This is a genomic window from Arthrobacter sp. 08Y14, from assembly GCF_002929455.1.
Classification (GTDB): Bacteria; Actinomycetota; Actinomycetes; order Actinomycetales; family Micrococcaceae; genus Arthrobacter_B; species Arthrobacter_B sunyaminii.
Map to the genome: position 1 here is coordinate 734,899 of NZ_PJIX01000002.1, position 17,149 is coordinate 752,047.

General features: G+C 64.9%; 16 protein-coding genes. 5 read left to right on the forward strand and 11 right to left on the reverse strand.

From position 1 onward, the window contains the following. Positions 1–13: 13 nt before the first annotated feature. From tal to pgl, 5 genes are read left to right on the forward strand one after another with little or no spacing between them, the layout of a single operon-like run. A complete protein-coding gene (tal, locus tag CXR03_RS09980; protein WP_104103647.1) occupies positions 14–1,129 on the forward strand; it encodes a transaldolase in 1,116 nt (371 codons plus the stop codon). Positions 1,130–1,134: 5 nt separating this feature from the next. After that, a complete protein-coding gene (locus CXR03_RS09985) occupies positions 1,135–2,763 on the forward strand; it encodes a glucose-6-phosphate isomerase (protein WP_104103648.1) in 1,629 nt (542 codons plus the stop codon). Continuing rightward, positions 2,764–4,308 carry a glucose-6-phosphate dehydrogenase gene (zwf, locus tag CXR03_RS09990; protein WP_104103649.1) on the forward strand — a complete coding sequence of 515 codons (1,545 nt, stop codon included), beginning with the start codon at positions 2,764–2,766 and terminating at the stop codon, positions 4,306–4,308. Continuing rightward, a complete protein-coding gene (locus CXR03_RS09995) occupies positions 4,305–5,240 on the forward strand; it encodes a glucose-6-phosphate dehydrogenase assembly protein OpcA (protein ID WP_104103650.1) in 936 nt (311 codons plus the stop codon). Before zwf ends, CXR03_RS09995 begins: the two co-directional genes overlap by 4 nt. After that, positions 5,240–6,061, forward strand: a complete 822-nt coding sequence (pgl, locus tag CXR03_RS10000; RefSeq protein WP_104104089.1) for a 6-phosphogluconolactonase — start codon at positions 5,240–5,242, stop codon at positions 6,059–6,061. The genes CXR03_RS09995 and pgl overlap by 1 nt, the downstream gene beginning before the upstream one ends. Positions 6,062–6,153: 92 nt before the next feature. Here the strand turns inward: pgl and secG are convergent, their stop codons facing one another. The 11 genes from secG to CXR03_RS10055 form a co-directional block, all read right to left on the reverse strand. Then, complete coding sequence (gene secG / locus CXR03_RS10005; RefSeq protein WP_104054195.1) at positions 6,154–6,405, reverse strand: preprotein translocase subunit SecG; 252 nt, start codon at positions 6,403–6,405, stop codon at positions 6,154–6,156. Positions 6,406–6,469: 64 nt separating this feature from the next. Then, complete coding sequence (tpiA, locus tag CXR03_RS10010) at positions 6,470–7,285, reverse strand: triose-phosphate isomerase (RefSeq protein ID WP_104103651.1); 816 nt, start codon at positions 7,283–7,285, stop codon at positions 6,470–6,472. Between the two features lie 121 nt (positions 7,286–7,406). Beyond that, the gene (gene pgk / locus CXR03_RS10015) at positions 7,407–8,633 is read right to left on the reverse strand and encodes a phosphoglycerate kinase (protein ID WP_104103652.1); all 1,227 of its coding nucleotides are present in this window, start codon (positions 8,631–8,633) and stop codon (positions 7,407–7,409) included. 76 nt (positions 8,634–8,709) lie between these two features. Continuing rightward, on the reverse strand, positions 8,710–9,714 hold the full coding sequence (gap, locus tag CXR03_RS10020) for a type I glyceraldehyde-3-phosphate dehydrogenase (protein ID WP_104103653.1): 1,005 nt from the start codon (positions 9,712–9,714) through the stop codon (positions 8,710–8,712). Positions 9,715–9,952: 238 nt separating this feature from the next. Beyond that, positions 9,953–10,579 (reverse strand): superoxide dismutase, encoded by a 627-nt coding sequence (locus CXR03_RS10025; protein ID WP_104054192.1) that lies wholly within the window; start codon positions 10,577–10,579, stop codon positions 9,953–9,955. Positions 10,580–10,687: 108 nt separating this feature from the next. After that, complete coding sequence (whiA, locus tag CXR03_RS10030) at positions 10,688–11,668, reverse strand: DNA-binding protein WhiA (protein ID WP_104054191.1); 981 nt, start codon at positions 11,666–11,668, stop codon at positions 10,688–10,690. 10 nt (positions 11,669–11,678) lie between these two features. Beyond that, positions 11,679–12,704 (reverse strand): gluconeogenesis factor YvcK family protein, encoded by a 1,026-nt coding sequence (yvcK, locus tag CXR03_RS10035; RefSeq protein WP_104054190.1) that lies wholly within the window; start codon positions 12,702–12,704, stop codon positions 11,679–11,681. After that, the gene (rapZ, locus tag CXR03_RS10040) at positions 12,705–13,604 is read right to left on the reverse strand and encodes an RNase adapter RapZ (protein WP_104054189.1); all 900 of its coding nucleotides are present in this window, start codon (positions 13,602–13,604) and stop codon (positions 12,705–12,707) included. It abuts the gene before it with no gap. 67 nt (positions 13,605–13,671) lie between these two features. After that, positions 13,672–15,690: an excinuclease ABC subunit UvrC gene (uvrC, locus tag CXR03_RS10045; protein ID WP_104103654.1), complete on the reverse strand. Its 2,019-nt coding sequence runs from the start codon at positions 15,688–15,690 to the stop codon at positions 13,672–13,674. A gap of 74 nt (positions 15,691–15,764) precedes the next feature. Further along, positions 15,765–16,433 (reverse strand): 1-acyl-sn-glycerol-3-phosphate acyltransferase, encoded by a 669-nt coding sequence (locus CXR03_RS10050; RefSeq protein WP_104103655.1) that lies wholly within the window; start codon positions 16,431–16,433, stop codon positions 15,765–15,767. Next, positions 16,420–17,124, reverse strand: a complete 705-nt coding sequence (locus CXR03_RS10055; protein WP_258073587.1) for an HAD hydrolase-like protein — start codon at positions 17,122–17,124, stop codon at positions 16,420–16,422. Before CXR03_RS10055 ends, CXR03_RS10050 begins: the two co-directional genes overlap by 14 nt. Positions 17,125–17,149 lie beyond the last annotated feature (25 nt).

Here is a 17,149-nt window from a genome sequence, read left to right on the forward strand (position 1 = left end):
AAGGAGACTATTTATGACTTCCACACCCACCGCACGGCTTTCTGAAGCCGGCGTATCCATCTGGCTGGACGACCTGTCCCGCGAACGCATCGTCTCGGGCTCCCTGAAGGACCTCATCGACAACAAGAACGTGGTTGGGGTCACCACCAACCCGAGCATCTTCGCCGCTGCCCTGGCCAACGGTGAGTCCTATGCCGCGCAGGTTCAGCAGCTCTCACGCTCCGGCGCCGACGTGGACAAGGCCGTTTTCGAGATCACCACCGACGATGTCCTTCAGGCGTGCGATGTCTTTGCCCCCGTGGCTGAAGCCACGCACGGCGTGGACGGCCGCGTGTCCATCGAGGTTGATCCCCGCCTGTCCCGCGACACCGAGGGCACCATCCGGGAAGCCAAGGAACTGTTCGACAAGGTTGGCCGCTACAACGTGCTGATCAAGATCCCGGCCACGAAGGAAGGCCTGCCGGCCATCTCCGCGACCCTGGCCGCGGGCATCAGCGTCAACGTCACGCTGATCTTCTCGCTGGAGCGCTACCGCGAGGTCATCAACGCTTACATGGTGGGCATTGAGCAGGCCAAGGAAAACGGACACGACCTGTCCAAGATCCACTCCGTGGCATCCTTCTTTGTCTCCCGCGTGGATGCAGAGATCGACAAGCGGCTGGACGCCGCCGGCACCGATGAAGCCAAGGCCCTGAAGGGCAAGGCCGGCCTGGCCAACGCCCGCCTGGCCTACCAGGTCTTCGAGGAGCAGTTCGCCTCCGAGCGCTGGCAGGTCCTGGCAGCGGCCGGAGCCAATGCCCAGCGCCCGCTCTGGGCTTCCACCGGCGTCAAGGACCCGGCGCTGCCGGACACCCTGTACGTCACCGGCCTGGTTGCACCGCACACGGTCAACACCATGCCGGAGAAGACCCTGAACGCCACTGCGGACCACGGCGAGGTCACCGGCGACACCATCACCGGCACCTATGAGGAATCCAACGCCGTCCTTGATGCACTGGACGGTCTCGGCATCTCCTACAACGACGTCGTCGAGCAGCTGGAAACCGAAGGCCTGGACAAGTTCGTGGTCAGCTGGGGAGAGCTCCTGGAGACCGTTCAGACCGCACTGGATACCGCGAAAGAGGCATAGGAAAAATGACCACACTGTCCTTCGAAGCAGCCGGGGCCGCGCTGGCCGCCGTCGAAAAAAACGTACCTGCCCTGGTGCGTGATGACGTGGCCGCCCGCCTCCTCGCCCAGGACCCCACACTGTGGGGACCCGACGCAGAAGCGGAGGCTTCCATCCGCCTTGGCTGGCTGAATCCCTCCGAGGCCTCCCGGCCGCTCGTTGGACAGATCCGCGGGCTTCGGGAAGAACTGGCCGCCGAGGGAGTGACCCGCGTGGTCCTCGCCGGTATGGGCGGTTCTTCCCTGGCCCCGGAGGTCATTACCCGCACCGCGGGAGTGGACCTGACGGTCCTGGACTCCACGGACCCCGACGTCGTCCGCGCCGCCCTGGCAACCGGGCTGCAGGAGACCGTCATCGTGGTCTCCTCCAAGTCCGGCTCCACGGTGGAAACCGACTCCCAGCGCCGCGTCTTTGAACAGGCTTTCACCGATGCGGGGATTGACGCCAAGTCCCGAATCGTCGTCGTTACCGACCCGGGTTCGCCCCTGGACGGAGCCGCCCGCGAAGCAGGCTACCGCGCCGTCTTCAACGCCGACCCCAACGTGGGCGGCCGCTACTCGGCCCTCACCGCCTTTGGACTGGTTCCCTCCGGCCTGGCCGGCGCTGACATTGAAGCCCTGCTGGACGACGCCGAAGATGCCCTGGAAATCCTCAGCGACAACGCTGCGGACAACATCGGCCTGCAGCTCGGTGCCGCCCTGGGCGGCACCGACCCGCTGCGCAACAAGGTTGTCATTGTGGACGAAGGCTCCGGACTGCTCGGCTTCCCCGACTGGGCCGAGCAGCTCATCGCCGAGTCGACCGGGAAGCTGGGTACAGGCCTGCTGCCCGTCGTCGTCGAGCCCGGCGCACCCGAGATCACCTCCGGTGCGCCCGATGTGCTCACCGCACGCCTGGTGGCCGTGGACACGGATGCGGAACCGGAAGGCGACCAGGTTGTCGTGGCCGGTTCCCTCGGCGGACAGATCATTCTGTGGGAATTCGCCACCGCTGTGGCAGGCCGCCTGCTGGCCATCAATCCTTTTGACCAGCCCGACGTCGAGGCAGCCAAGAAGGCAGCCCGCGGCATGCTGGACTCCCGTCCGGAACCCACGGAACCAAGCTTTGTGGACGGAGCTGTTGAAGTCCGCGGCCCGTCCGAACTCCTTGGCAGCGCCGGCACGCTTCCCGAGGCCCTGGCGGCCCTGCTCGGGCAGCTCGGACCCGACGGCTACCTCAGTGTCCAGGCATATCTGGACCGGAACCGGCAGTCAGGACTGGCGTCCATTCGCCCCGGGCTCGCCGCGGCCACCGGCCGTCCGGTGACGTTTGGCTGGGGACCGCGCTTCCTGCACTCCACCGGCCAGTTCCACAAGGGCGGACCCGCCCAGGGGGCCTACCTGCAGATCACCGGTACGCCGCAGGAGGACCTTTCCATTCCCGGCCGCCCGTTCACGTTCGGCGAGCTGATCACCGCCCAGGCGGCCGGAGATGCCTCCGTCCTCGCTGATCAGGGCCGGCCGGTGCTGCGCCTGAACTTCCTGGACCGGAAACAGGGCGTGGAGGAACTCGAAGCAGCCGTTCGTAACCTGGTTTCGGAAGGCGGACACAGCTAGATGCCAGCCGACGAAAAGACGGGTCCCGCCAATCCGCTGCGGGACCCCCGGGACCGCCGGCTGTCCCGCATCGCCGGACCGTCCTCCCTGGTGATCTTCGGTGTCACCGGGGACCTCGCCCGGAAGAAACTCATTCCGGCCGTCTACGACCTGGCCAACCGCGGCCTGCTCCCGCCCAGCTTCTCATTGGTGGGCTTCGGCCGCCGGCCCTGGAGCAACAAGGAATTCGCCGCCCAGGTGAAGGAATCCGTACAGAACCATGCCCGGACCGACTTCAACGAGAACGTCTGGAAACAGCTGGCTGAGGGGATCCGCTTCGTTGAGGGCGGTTTCGACAGTGATGAGGCCTTCGCCAAGCTCAAGGACACTCTGGAGGCCCTGGACACCGAGCGCGGAACCCGCGGCAACCACGCGTTCTATCTCTCCGTTCCGCCGAAGTCCTTCGAGCAGGTCTGCCAGCAGCTCTCCAAGCACGGTCTGGCTGAAACGTCGGAGGGCAAGTGGCGCCGCGTGGTCATCGAGAAACCGTTCGGGCATGACCTGCAGTCCGCCCGCGAGCTGAACAACGTGGTGGAATCCGTTTTCCCCGCTGATTCCGTGTTCCGCATCGATCATTACCTGGGCAAGGAAACGGTCCAGAACATCTTGGCTCTGCGCTTTGCCAACCAGTTGTTCGAGCCGATCTGGAATGCGAACTTCGTAGACCATGTCCAGATCACCATGGCCGAAGACATTGGCATCGGCGGCCGCGCCGGGTACTACGACGGCGTGGGTGCAGCCCGCGACGTCATCCAGAACCACCTGCTGCAGCTGCTGGCACTCACGGCCATGGAAGAGCCCATCTCCTTCGACGCCGATCATTTGCGCGCTGAGAAGGAAAAGGTGCTCGCCGCCGTCCGGCTCCCCGAGGACCTGTCCAAGCACTCCGCGCGCGGACAATACACCGGCGGCTGGCAGGGCGGGGAAAGGGTCACCGGCTTCCTGGAGGAAGAGGGCTTCAACCCGGAATCCACCACCGAGACCTTCGCCGCCATCCGGGTGGACATCAATACCCGCCGCTGGGCCGGAGTTCCGTTCTACCTCCGGGCAGGCAAGCGTCTGGGCCGCCGGGTCACGGAAATTGCCGTGGTGTTCAAACGCGCACCCAACCTCCTTTTCCGCGACCACAATGATCATGACTTCGGCCAGAACGCCGTAGTGATCCGGGTGCAGCCCGATGAGGGCGCCACCATCCGGTTCGGTTCCAAGGTTCCCGGCACGCAGATGGAAGTCCGGGACGTGTCGATGGATTTCGGCTACGGCCATTCCTTCACGGAGTCCAGTCCGGAAGCCTACGAACGGCTGATCCTGGACGTCCTGCTGGGTGAGCCTCCGCTGTTCCCGCGGCACCAGGAAGTGGAACTGTCCTGGAAGATCGTTGATCCGTTCGAAGAGTACTGGGCCTCCCTCGGCACCCAGCCCGAGCCTTATGCCCCCGGAAGCTGGGGACCTGACTCCGCCGACGAACTGCTTGCCCAAGACGGAAGGACCTGGAGAAGGCCGTGATTGTAGATCTGCCGGACACAACAACGTCCAAGGTATCCAAAGAGATTGTGGCCATGCGGGAAAAGGGCGGGGTGGTCACCCTTGGACGCGTCCTGACGCTGGTGGTGGACACCGAACCCGATTTCGTGGAGGAAGCCATCGCCGCGGCCAACGAGGCCAGCCGGGAGCACCCCTGCCGCATCATCGTGCTGGCCGGCGGGTCCCCCGCCGACCAGACCCGGCTGGACGCCGAAATCCGCGTGGGCGGTGACGCCGGCGCTTCAGAGGTGATTGTCCTTTACCGCCACGGCGAACTCGCCGGGGAGAGCGTATCGCTCGTCTCTGCCCTCCTCCTGCCGGACGCTCCCATTGTGGTGTGGTGGCCCCACGGTGTACCCGGGGATCCCGCGCAGACACCCCTGGGCTGCATCGCCCACCGCCGCATTACCGACGCTGCAACCGAGCCGGATCCCAAGCGGGCGCTGCTGGCGCTTGGCCAGACGTATGCCGACGGCGATACCGACCTCAGCTGGACCCGGCTGACGAATTGGCGGATCCAGCTGGCAGCGGTGCTCGATGAAGCCGGCGCTGATCCCGTCACTGCAGTTACCGTGGCAGGCGCATCCGACTCATCCAGCACCTTCCTGCTCGCCGCTTGGCTCAAGCACGCATTGAAGGTTCCCGTAGAAATCATCGAGGGTGAACCGGGCACCGGCATCGGTTCAGTAGTCTTCGAGCGTGACGGCGGTAACGTGGAACTGTTCCGTCCGGACCAAATCACCGCGTACCTGACCCAGCCGGGCCAGCCGGAGCAGCAGATATCACTGCCGCGCCGAAACCTGCGCGACTGCCTGGCGGAGGAACTCCGCAGGCTCGATCCTGACGAAGTTTACGGCGAAGTACTGACACAGGGGCTGGCAGCCTGCCTGTCCCAAGAAGGGGCAACCGCATGATGCATTCTCCCAACGGCGTGAGCATTCACCCGGACGTGCAGGCCCTGACCGCAGCCACCGCAGGCCGGTTGATCACCAAGCTCGTGGACGTGCAGAGCCGGCGCGGGACCGCCACCGTGGTACTCACCGGCGGGACGGTGGGCATCGCCGTGCTCGATGCCGTCGCCATGGCGCCCGCGCGCTCGGCCGTGGACTGGTCCAGGGTGAATTTTTGGTGGGGTGATGAGCGGTTCCTTGCCGCTGACTCCCCCGACCGCAATGCCACCCAGGCCGCGGAGGCCCTGCTCTCACGGCTGCCCGTTGATCCCGCCCGGGTTCATCCCGTACCGGCTGCCGACGAGGTGTCCAGCGTCGAAGAAGCCGCCCTGGCCTATGCCCGGACGCTCGCGAATGAGGCGGCCCACGAGGAGCTTGCTCCGGGGTTCGAATCGAACGATCCCCGGCTTCCCCGCTTCGACGTGCTCCTGCTCGGTGTGGGCCCCGACGCCCATATTGCGTCACTGTTTCCCGAAATGGCCGGTGTCCGGACCACGGGTGAAACCGTGGTGCCCGTGTCCAACGCGCCCAAGCCCCCGGCTGAACGCGTGTCACTGACCATGGAAGCCATCAACACTGCCGAAGAAGTCTGGCTTACCGTTGCAGGCGAGGACAAAGCCGGAGCCGTGGGCCTGGCGCTGGCCGGCGCCGGCCTGGTCCAGGTTCCGGCCGCGGGGGCGCGCGGGCTTACCAAGACCCGCTGGCTGATAGACCAGGCAGCGGCCTCACAGCTGCCTGACCGGCTGCTGGACCCGGAAGGCACCGGCGCGGCCGCAGCGGACTAGTTTCCCCGCCGGGCAAAGAGAAGCCCCGGAGATCCTGACGGATCTCCGGGGCTTCTGTGGTTTAGTCCCGCCCGCCAGGGGCGGTGGAGTACTCAGGCTTCGCCGGAAAAGCGCTGGATCAGGCCCAGGGCGATGATGACCAGGCCCCAGGACAATCCGAGGGCCACGGTGAAGCGGTTCAGGTTGCGTTCGGCAACCCCTGATGAGCCCATGCTGGAGGTCATGCCGCCGCCGAACATGTCCGACATACCGCCGCCGCGTCCCTTATGAAGCAGGATGAGCAACGTCAGCAGCAGGCTGGTGATGGCAAGAAGAACCAGCAGGACAATCTTCAGAATTTCCACGTACGGCCTTTCGGGGGTGACTCATGGATTGGAGACGTGCACTGCGGTGCAGGTCAGCTGCAAATCAGTCGGTCACCAGATGTTGTTCGAACCTGACAATATTAGCAAATTCGGTCACATCCAAACTGGCGCCGCCAACAAGCACACCGTCCACGTCGCGTTCCTTCAGAATGCTCGCCGCATTCTGTGCTTTGACGGAGCCGCCGTACAGCAACCGGGTCTTGGCGGCTACGGCATCGTCGTACAGGTTCGCAATCTCGGCGCGGATGGCCGAGCACATTTCCTGGGCGTCTGCGGGGCCGGCAACCTCACCCGTGCCAATGGCCCAGATGGGTTCATAGGCAATGACCAGTGCGGAAACCTGTTCGGCGTCAAGACCGGCGAGGTCCTTTCGGACCTGTTCCAGGGTGTGCGCCACGTGCTGGCCGGACTGGCGGATTTCCAGTCCCTCACCCACGCAAAGCACCGGAATGACATCATTGCGGTACGCAGCCTTGAGCTTTTCGTTGAGCAGCTCATCGGATTCCCCGTGCACGGTCCGGCGTTCACTGTGGCCCACCAGGACGTACTTGCAGCCCAGCTTGGACAGGAACTGGCCGGAAATGTCTCCGGTGTAGGCGCCGGAGTCCTTGGGCGACAGATCCTGTGCACCGTATTCGATCTCAAGCTTGTCACCCTTGATCAGCGTCTGGACGCTGCGGAGGTCGGTGAACGGCGGGAAAATCGCCACCTCCACACGGTGGTAGTCGTGCTGTGCATCCTTGAGGGTCCAGGCAAGCTTCTGCAGCAGGGTGATGCCCTGGACATGGTCCATGTTCATCTTCCAGTTGCCCGCGATCAGCGGTGTCCTATCAAACTTGCCGTTGGTCGAGGTAGTCATCATCGCTCCGGTTTCAAATATTCTTCATCAAATGGCTTGGGGGTGAACATGCCGCTGCCTGGCGGAAAGCGGACATGGGAGTGCGGGCCGCCGCCGGCTGGCAGCGGCCCGCACAGGGGTCTTACTGGTTCAGGACCGTCAGGCCGGGCAGTTTCTTGCCTTCCAGGTACTCCAGGGAAGCGCCGCCGCCGGTGGAGATGTGCCCGAAGTCGCTGTCGCTGAAGCCAAGCTTCCGGACAGCCGACGCGGAGTCGCCGCCGCCAACCACGGAAAAGCCGGAGGAGTCCTTCAGCGCCTGCGCAACCGTGCGGGTGCCGTTGGCAAACGCATCAAACTCAAACACGCCCATGGGACCGTTCCAGAAAATGGTCCGGCCTGAACCGATCTTCTCGGCGAAGGCCGCGGCTGAATCCGGACCGATGTCCAGGCCGATGCCGGAGGCACCAAACCGGCTGCTCTCCATCGCATCGGCCGGAACCACGTCGACGTCGGCGTCAGCAGCGAACTTGTCCGCCACCACGATGTCGGTGGGAAGCACAAACTCGCAGCCGACCTCCTTGGCGCGGCTGAGGTACCCCTTGACCTTCTCGATCTGGTCCGACTCCAGCAGCGACGCCCCAACGTTGTATCCCTGGGCGGCCAGGAAGGTGAAGACCATTCCGCCGCCAACCAGCAGGTAGTCGGCGCGTTCCATGAGGTTCTCGATGACGGCCAGTTTGTCCGAAACCTTTGAACCGCCGAGAACGACGACGTAGGGCTGCTCGGGGTTTTCGGTAAGCCGTTTGAGCACCTCGACCTCGGTGTGCACCAGGTCGCCCTCGTACGCGGGGAGGATCTCGGCAATGTCGTACACACTGGCGTGCTTGCGGTGTACGGCGCCGAAGGCATCGTCAACGTAGGCGCCGTTGTCTCCGGTCAGCCCGGCCAGTTCACGTGCGAGGGCCAGTCTCTCGTCGTCGTTCTTGGACGTTTCGCGCGGATCGAAGCGGATGTTCTGCAGCACCAGGACTGAGCCGGCTGCCAGCGAACCCGCCAGCTCGTGCGCACTCTCCCCCACCACGTCGGCGGCGAACTCGACCGAGAACGGTGCGAGCTCGTCCAGCCGATCCGCGGCGGGCTGCAGCGAGTACTTTTCGTCCGGTGTGCCCTTGGGCCGTCCCAGGTGCGCCATGACGATCACCTTGGCGCCGTGTTCCACCAGTTTCTGAAGGGTCGGGATAGACGCACGGATGCGTCCGTCATCGGCCACAGTGCCGTTGTCCAGCGGCACATTCAGGTCCGAGCGGACCAGCACATACCGACCATCGACGCCGTCGTTGATCAGTTCCTCAAGAGTCTTGACTGTCATGTCTACCTTTACGTCCCTTGCGGGCATTGGGGGGCTTGTGGGCTTTGCAGGGCAGCCGGCAGTGCCGGAAGCGGCCTTACAGCTTGGAGGCAACCAGCTTGGTCAGGTCCACCATGCGGCAGGAGTAGCCCCACTCGTTGTCATACCAGCCGACCACCTTGACCTCGTTGCCCATGACGCGGGTCAGCCCCGAATCAAAGATGCACGAGGCCGGATCCGTCACGATGTCCGAGGACACCAGCGGCTCATCGGTGTACCGGAGATAGCCGTTCAGGGCGCCGTCGCTGGCAGCCTTGTACGCCTCGTTGATCTGCTCGACGCTGGCTTCCTTCGCGAGGGTCACCGTGAGGTCGGTGACGGACCCGGTGGGAACCGGCACCCGGAGGGCAAAGCCGTCCAGCTTACCGTCGAGTTCCGGGATGACGAGGCCGATTGCCTTGGCGGCACCGGTGGTTGTGGGCACGATGTTCAGCGCCGCGGCACGGGCCCTGCGAAGGTCCCGGTGCGGGCCGTCCTGGAGGTTCTGGTCCGCGGTGTAGGCGTGGACGGTAGTCATGAGTCCGCGCTCTATCCCGAACGCGTCGTTGATGACCTTGGCCAGCGGTGCCAGGCAGTTGGTGGTGCAGGAAGCGTTGGACACGATGTTGTCGGTGTCCGGATTGTATTCGCTGTCATTCACACCCATGACGATGGTGCGGTCCGCTCCCTTGCCCGGAGCGGAAATCAGGACCTTCTTGGCGCCGGCGTCGAGGTGCTTCTTGGCGTCCTCGGCTTTGGTGAAGAACCCGGTGGACTCGATGACGATGTCAACCCCGAGGTCCTTCCACGGGAGGTTTGAGGGGTCCCGCTCGGCGAGGACCTTGATGGTTTTTCCGCCAACAACCAGGTCTCCGCCCTGCACTTCCACATCAGTGCCGATGCGGCCGGTCACGGAGTCGTACTTCAGGAGGTGGGCAAGGGTTTCGGGGCTGGTGAGGTCGTTGACGGCCACGATGTCGAGGTCGGCGTTCTGCTCCAGTGCTGCGCGGAAGTAGTTTCGACCGATGCGTCCGAAGCCGTTGATTCCAACACGAGTAGTCACTTTTCTGTCTCCTTGATTGCGGTGTACCGAAGAAGCGTGACCCCTGTGTGCGTAGGCCACTGGTCGGGCGGGGACGGGTTGCCTGAACAATCCTGGGACGAACGGCGAACACCTTCCCGGTGACTCCAAGAGGTTCCCGCCGAGCCGTACGGCGGGGCGGGAACCCTCGAAATCATCCTACGCGCCGGGTCCCCTGAGCGAACCGGTACGGAGGCAGAAAAGCGTTCGGAGACCAGAATTACGCGGGGAGCACCAGCGAGTGGGCACCGTTGCGCGCGGCATCGAACCGTGTGGCCACATCTGCCCAGTTAACGATGTTCCAGAAGGCCTTGACGTAGTCTGCCTTCACGTTGACGTAGTCGAGGTAGAAGGCATGCTCCCACATGTCCAGCATCAGCAGCGGGATGGTGCCAACCGGGACGTTGCCCTGCTGATCGTAGAGCTGCTCGATGACGAGGTTCTTGCCAAGGGGCTCATAGGCCAGCAGGGCCCAGCCGGAGCCCTGAAGCGAGGTTGCGGCAGCGGTGAACTGGCCGCGGAACGCATCGAAGGAGCCGAAGAAGTCGTCAATGGCTGCTGCGAGTTCTCCGACCGGCTTGTCGCCGCCCTCGGGAGAGAGGTTGTTCCAGAAGATGCTGTGGTTGACGTGGCCGCCAACGTGGAAAGCCAGGTCCTTGGAAAGCTTCGGGATGGTTGCGAAGTCGCCCTTTTCACGCGCTTCAGCCATCTGCGCCAGCGCCGTGTTGGCTCCGGCAACGTACGTCGCGTGGTGCTTGTCGTGGTGAAGCTCCATGATGCGGGCGGAGATGTTGGGCTCCAGCGCGGCGTAATCGTAGGGAAGTTCCGGCAGTGTGTATTCGTTCACAAAAATCCTCCAATAAAAGTCGGATCGGTTATCCGGACAGGGTTTTCCGCCCGGAAACTTTGAGCGCCGCCAATGGGCAGCATGCTTAGCCCATCTTATGCTTCAACGCTACTCGTCAAGCATCTCAGGAGTCACATTGGCCTCAGTGCCGGGTATGCCCAATTCAGCTGCCCGCTTATCGGCCATGGCCAGCAGGCGGCGGATCCGGCCGGCGATGGCGTCCTTGGTCATGGGTGGATCAGCCAGGTGTCCCAGTTCGTCAAGGGACGCCTGCTTGTGCGCCACGCGCAGCTCACCGGCATAGCGCAGATGATCCGGAACGTCATCGCCCAGGATGTCCAGCGCCCGGTCCACCCGGGCACCGGCGGCAACGGCAGCCTGCGCCGAGCGGCGCAGGTTGGCGTCGTCGAAGTTTGCCAGCCGGTTTGCCGTGGCCCGGACTTCCTTGCGCATGCGGCGCTCTTCCCACACCATCAGGGCGTCGTGGGCGCCCATGCGGGTGAGCAGGGCGGCAATGGTGTCGCCGTCGCGGATCACGACCCGGTCGATGCCCCGCACTTCCCGCGCCTTGGCAGCGATGCCGATCCGGCGGGCGGCGCCCACCAGCGCCAGTGCTGCCTCGGGGCCGGGACAGGTGACTTCCAGGGAGGATGAGCGGCCCGGCTCGGTCAGTGAACCGTGGGCCAGGAACGCACCGCGCCATACGGCCTCGGCGTCGGCTGCGGAGCCGTTGACCACCACGGAGGGCAGGCCCCGGACCGGGCGCCCGCGGGCGTCCAGGAGGCCGGTCTGGCGGGCCAGGGATTCACCGTCCTTGACCACGCGCACCACGTACCGGTTGCCGCGGCGCAGGCCCCCTCCGGACACGACAATGATGTCCGCGGCGTGCCCGTACACCTCGGCAATGGCGGCCCGGAGCCGCCGGGCCGTGGACGCCAGGTCCACTTCTGCTTCAATCACAATGCGGCCGGAGATGATGTGCAGTCCTCCGGCGAATCGCAGCAAGGCCGATACTTCCGCTTTGCGGACGGAGGACTTTTTCACGTCCAGCCGTGAAAGTTCCTCTTTTACTGCTGCGGTCAACGCCACAAATACACTCCTAGTTCTCCCCAAAGATATCGTGGTACGCGGTTGCCAGGCGCAGCGGATCGTGGATCGGCCGCCCCGTCGCTGACCCCACCTTACCGAAGACAGGCCGTCCGCCCATGCCGGCGACGGCGTCGCTGAAGGCGTCCGGATCCTCGATCACGCCGGGATCCGCCAGCACAGCATCGACCTTGAGTTCCGGGGCGTACCGCCGGATTTCCGCCAGATGGTCCAGCGCCGACATGCCCGTTGTTTCCTTGGTTTCATTGCTGAGGTTCATGGTCAGGCACACCTTGGCGCTGCTGCGGCACAGCGCATTCCGCAGGTCCGGCAGCATCAAATGCGGAAGTACGGAGGTGTACCAGGACCCCGGACCCAGGATGATCCAATCGGCCCGTTCGATGGCCGCCAGGGCTTCCGGACAGGCCGGAGCATCCGCCGGGGTCAGCCGAACTTCGCTGACCTTTCCCCGGACACCGGCAGCGGCAAGCCGGGCCTGCCCGGTGACCAGTTCCAACCGTCCGCCATGTTCCGGGCGGCGCTGAACGTCGCCTTCAATGGTGAGGGGCTCAGTGGACATGGGAAGGACCTGGCCACGGGCCCCCAGCAACGCTCCCGCCCACTGCAGGCCGGCCACCGGGTCCCCCAGAAGCTCCCACAGGGTCACGATCAGGAGGTTTCCCAGGGCATGGTTGTCCAGCGAACCGGTCACGCCGGGCCGGGACTGGAAGCGGTGCTGCATGACATCGCGCCAGGTGCGGCCCCAGTCCGTGTCATCGCACAGGGCGGCAAGGGCCATGCGCAGGTCTCCCGGCGGGAGGACGCCCAGCTCTTCGCGCAGGCGGCCGGAGGATCCGCCGTCGTCGGCCACTGTGACAATCGCCGTCAAGTCGGTGGTCAGCAGGCGAAGCGCGGAAAGCGACGCAGACAGTCCGTGGCCGCCGCCCAGGGCCACCACGGCCCGGGAATCCTGTCCGCCCGTTCCACGGTCCGCTGCGGGCTGGGGAACGATGGGCAGGGATCCGGTCAGGAAGTTCATCTACTCGCGCCCGAGATCACGGTGGTGGGCGCTAACGGTGACGTGCGGCAGCTGGGCGAGGCGCTTGGCCAGCTCTTCAGTCACGGCAACGGAGCGGTGCTTGCCGCCGGTGCAGCCCACGGCAATGGTGGCATAGTGCTTGTTCTCCCGGCGGTATCCGTCGATGACCGGTTCGAGTGCCTCCACATAGCGGTCCAGGAAGTCACGCGTGCCGTGGGCGCCCAGGACGTAGTCCCGCACATCGGTATCCAAACCCGTGTGGGGCCGCAGCTGCGGAACCCAGTGCGGATTGGGGATGAACCGTACATCGGCCACGTAGTTTGCGTCCACGGGAAGGCCGTACTTGAAACCGAAGCTCATGACGTTCAGGCGCAGCACAATCGGACCGGATTCGGTGAAGAGTTCGGTGATCGTGGTGGCAAGGGCATGCACGTTGAGCTTGGAAGTGTCGACGATGACGTCGGAAGAGGCCCGCAGCTCCTTCAGCACCTCGCGCTCGGCCGCAATGCCGTCGAGGATGCTGCCGTTTTCCTGCAGCGGGTGGGGACGGCGCCCCTGCTCGAAGCGGCGGACCAGGGTGTCATCCTCGGCATCGAGGAAAAGCAGCCGGTAAGAAACACCGGCGGCGCGAAGCCCGCTCAGGGCTTCCCTGATGTCCTGGAACAATTCCTTGCTGCGGACATCTATGACCACGGCCAGCTTGGGAATGGAATGCGGCATGCGGGAAACAAGCTCGGTCAGGGTTCCCAGCATCAGCGGCGGCAGGTTCTCCACCACATACCAGCCATGGTCCTCGAGTGCATTGGCGGCCGTGCTGCGTCCGGCACCGGACATGCCGGTGACCACCAGCAACTCCGATTCGGCGGGCTTGACCGGGGTCAGCGCGTCCTGTTCCATCATTTCCGTTGTCCTGTTCCTTACTGGTTTTCCGGCTGCAGCCGGGGAATAAGCCAATGACCCAGCCTAGCTAAGTTTCCAGTATTTCGCCGGTGGTCATGTTGACGGCCGGTGCGTCCGCCTCGGCCGTCTTCGCAGTGAGCTGCGCGTGCACCGATGCGGCAAGTGCCGGGCCGATTCCGGGAACACGCTGCAGGTCCTCAACGGAGGCAGCCCGGAGTTTCTTGACCGAACCAAATTCCTTGAGCAGTGCGGTGCGTTTGGCCGGCCCCAGCCCGGAAATCTCGTCCAGCAGCGACGCCGTCATGGACTTGGCCCGTTTCTGCCGGTGGAACGTGATGGCAAAGCGGTGCGCTTCGTCACGGATGCGCTGGAGCAGGAAGAGCGCTTCGGAGGCGCGCGGCAGAATGACCGGAAAGTCGCTGTCCGGCAGCCAGACCTCCTCAAGACGCTTGGCCAGGCCCACCACGTAGATATCCGTGATGCCCAGGTCCGCCAGCGCCCGTGAAGCGGCGGCCACCTGGGGCTGGCCGCCGTCGACCACCACCAGGTTGGGCGGATAGGCGAACTTGCCTTTCGGCGCCGCGGTGAGGGTGTCCGTCAGGGGCTGCACGTCGGTTCCGGCGCGGTCGGCGGGCAGGCCTGCCGGCACTTCGGGCCGGGCATCCGGATCCGCTGCGGGGTCCGCGTTCTCGGCGAGGTAGTTGCGGAACCGGCGGGAGATGACGTTGTACATCGCCGAGGTGTCATCCCGTGCGGCGTCGCCGGTGATGGAGAATTTGCGGTAGTCCGACTTTTTCGGAAGTCCGTCCTCGGCAACCACCATGGACGCAACCACGTTGGTGCCGGAGACGTGGGAAATGTCGTAGCACTCGATGCGCAGCAGGGCCACCGGCAAATCCAGTGCCTCCTGCAGCTCCTGCAGGGCGGCCGACCGCGTGGTGATGTCTCCGGCGCGGCGGCTCTTGTGCAGCCGCAGCGCATCCGAGGCGTTGCGGGCAACGGTTTCCATCAGGGCTTTCTTGTCCCCGCGCTGCGGAACGCGGATGTCAACCTTCGCCCCCCGCAGCCCGCCCAGCCACTCGGCCAGCTCATCGGAGTTGGGCGGCAGCACCGGCACCAGGACCTGGCGCGGAATGCGGTCGGTGGAATTCGCTTCGCCGTAGACCTGCTGGATCAGGTGTTCCACCAAGTCGGCGGTGTCATTGTCTTCCACCTTTTCCACGACCCAGCCGCGCTGGCCGCGGATGCGTCCGCCGCGGACGTGGAACACCTGGGCCGAAGCCTCAAGCTCGTCTTCCTCCAGGGCAAAAATGTCCGCATCCGTGTCTTCGCTAAGCACCACGTGGTTGCGTTCAAAGACCTTCCGCAGGGCGGAAATATCGTCCCGGAGCCGGGCCGCGGTTTCATAGTCCAGTTCGGCAACGGCGGCCTGCATCTCCTTCTCCAGGGAAGAGATGAAGCGTTTGCCCTCACCGGACATGAAGTCGCAGAGCTCCGCAGCCAGCTGACGGTGGTCCTCGGCACTGATCCGGCCAACACACGGTGCCGAGCACTTGTCGATGTACCCGAGCAGGCAGGGCCGTCCCGTGCGCTCGGCACGCTTGAAGACGCCGGAGCTGCAGGTGCGGACAGGGAAAACCCGCAGCAGGGTGTCCAGGGTTTCGCGGATGGCCTTGGCGGGATAGAAAGGCCCGAAGTAGCGGGTGTCCTTCCGCCGGTCACCGCGCATGACCTGGGCGCGGGGATACTTCTCCCCCATGGTGACGGCGAGGTAGGGATAGGACTTGTCATCCCGGAACATGATGTTGAACCGGGGGTTGAATTCCTTGATCCAGGTGTACTCGAGCTGCAAAGCCTCAAGCTCGGTGCCTACCACCGTCCATTCCACGCTGGCAGCGGTGTGCACCATGGCCCGGGTCTTGGGCAGCAAACCGCGGGGATTGGCAAAGTAGGAGTTCAGGCGGGAGCGGAGGTTCTTGGCCTTGCCTACATAGATGACCCGGCCGTGTTCGTCACGGAAACGGTAAACGCCTGGAGCGGTGGGGATTTCCCCTGTTTTCGGCCGGTATGTTGCTGGATCTGCCACTGTTCCATCCTACGGTCGCCCCAGGGACCGCTCCGCGCCGGACCCGTCCTTTTCGCGGCCCGCTGAACTGGGGGCTATCCCTCAGCCTTGTTCTGGTTGTAACTGCCGGCGCGCTCCTGCCCGCTGAGTTCCGCAATCGCGTCCATGACCCGGTCCGTCGCCTGCCGGCGGGCGGGCAGGGCATGGTCCGGACCGGTCTTGGAGAAGTAGAGCGGCCTTCCCACCTTCATGGTGAAGTGCTGCGGCTTGATCCACTTCTTGCCGGCCGGCTGCAGGTTTTCAGTGCCAATGAGCCCCACGGGCACCACCGGTGCTCCGGAGGTCAGGGCCAGCCAGCCGACGCCGGTGCGTCCGCGGTACAGCAGTCCGTCCCGTGACCGGGTGCCCTCCGGATAGATGCCAATCCCGGAACCGTCCTCGAGGCGGTCCAGCAGGGTCTTCAGGGCAGCCACTGACGCTGCCTGCTGGCCGCGCTCCACGGGGATGGAGCCCACGCCTTCAAAGAAGGTGCGCATGGCGGCGCCCTTGACGCCCGTTCCGGTGAAGTATTCAGCCTTGGCGAAGAAGGCCACGGGCCGCGGCATCAGGGCCTGGGTAAGGACACTGTCCAAAAAGGACAGGTGGTTGGCCGCGACAATGAAGGGGCCCGTTGCCGGCACGTTTTCCAGGCCAATCACGGTGGGCCGGCACAGCGAGGCAATCAGTCCGCGGGTGGACGCCCGGGTGAGGTCATAGACTCCCATGTGCGCAGGTCCCTTCCTGCGCACGGAAGCGCTCCAGCTCTGTCAGCAGTTCACCGGCAGAGTGCACGACGGCGGCAGCACCTTCCGCTTCCAGCTCACCAGCCCCGGCGAAACCCCAGGCCACACCGATGCAGTCCAGGGCGTTGTCAGCGGCACCGTGGACATCGTGCATCCGGTCCCCCACCATGACGGCGCTGTCGAATGTCCCTGCGTGGCGGATCAGTGCGGCACGGATGATCGTCCGCTTACCGTCCAGGCCGGCCGCGGCCTGCTCATCGGCCGGTGAGCCGTGCACGGAATCAAAGAGGTCCAGAAGCCCGTGTATCCGAAGCAGCTCAACGGCAAGCGGCTCAGGTTTCTGCGTGGCAACGGCCAGCAGGCAACCGGATGCCCGCAGCTGTTCCAGGACGCTGCGGATCCCGGGATAGGGGCGGCTCTGTGCCATCCCCTCGGATTGGTAGCCCGCCCGGTAGCGGGCAATAACCTCGGCCAGCCGTTCTTCGGGAACACCGGCAATGTCCCGGAGGGAAACGACCAGCGCCGGGCCCACCATGCGCTCCAGGTCCTCGGTTGCCGGAACGGGAAGTCCGCCGGCCGCGAGGGCGGCACTGATGCCGCCGGTGATGCTGCCGGCCGGATCCACGAGGGTTCCGTCAAGGTCAAAAAGCACTAATGGCCGGGATTCTTTCACCGGGACAGTTTCCCACACCTACTCC

What these genes read in the sequence shown, in the direction of transcription:
- tpiA (WP_104103651.1), bottom strand. Translation starts at nt 7,285, where the DNA reads ATGACTACCTCGACCAACGGCAAGTTTGATAGGACACCGCTGATCGCG.
- CXR03_RS09985 (WP_104103648.1), top strand. Translation starts at nt 1,135, where the DNA reads ATGACCACACTGTCCTTCGAAGCAGCCGGGGCCGCGCTGGCCGCCGTC.
- zwf (WP_104103649.1), top strand. Translation starts at nt 2,764, where the DNA reads ATGCCAGCCGACGAAAAGACGGGTCCCGCCAATCCGCTGCGGGACCCC.
- pgk (WP_104103652.1), bottom strand. Translation starts at nt 8,633, where the DNA reads ATGACAGTCAAGACTCTTGAGGAACTGATCAACGACGGCGTCGATGGT.
- pgl (WP_104104089.1), top strand. Translation starts at nt 5,240, where the DNA reads ATGCATTCTCCCAACGGCGTGAGCATTCACCCGGACGTGCAGGCCCTG.
- rapZ (WP_104054189.1), bottom strand. Translation starts at nt 13,604, where the DNA reads ATGATGGAACAGGACGCGCTGACCCCGGTCAAGCCCGCCGAATCGGAG.
- yvcK (WP_104054190.1), bottom strand. Translation starts at nt 12,704, where the DNA reads ATGAACTTCCTGACCGGATCCCTGCCCATCGTTCCCCAGCCCGCAGCG.
- tal (WP_104103647.1), top strand. Translation starts at nt 14, where the DNA reads ATGACTTCCACACCCACCGCACGGCTTTCTGAAGCCGGCGTATCCATC.
- CXR03_RS10050 (WP_104103655.1), bottom strand. Translation starts at nt 16,433, where the DNA reads ATGGGAGTCTATGACCTCACCCGGGCGTCCACCCGCGGACTGATTGCC.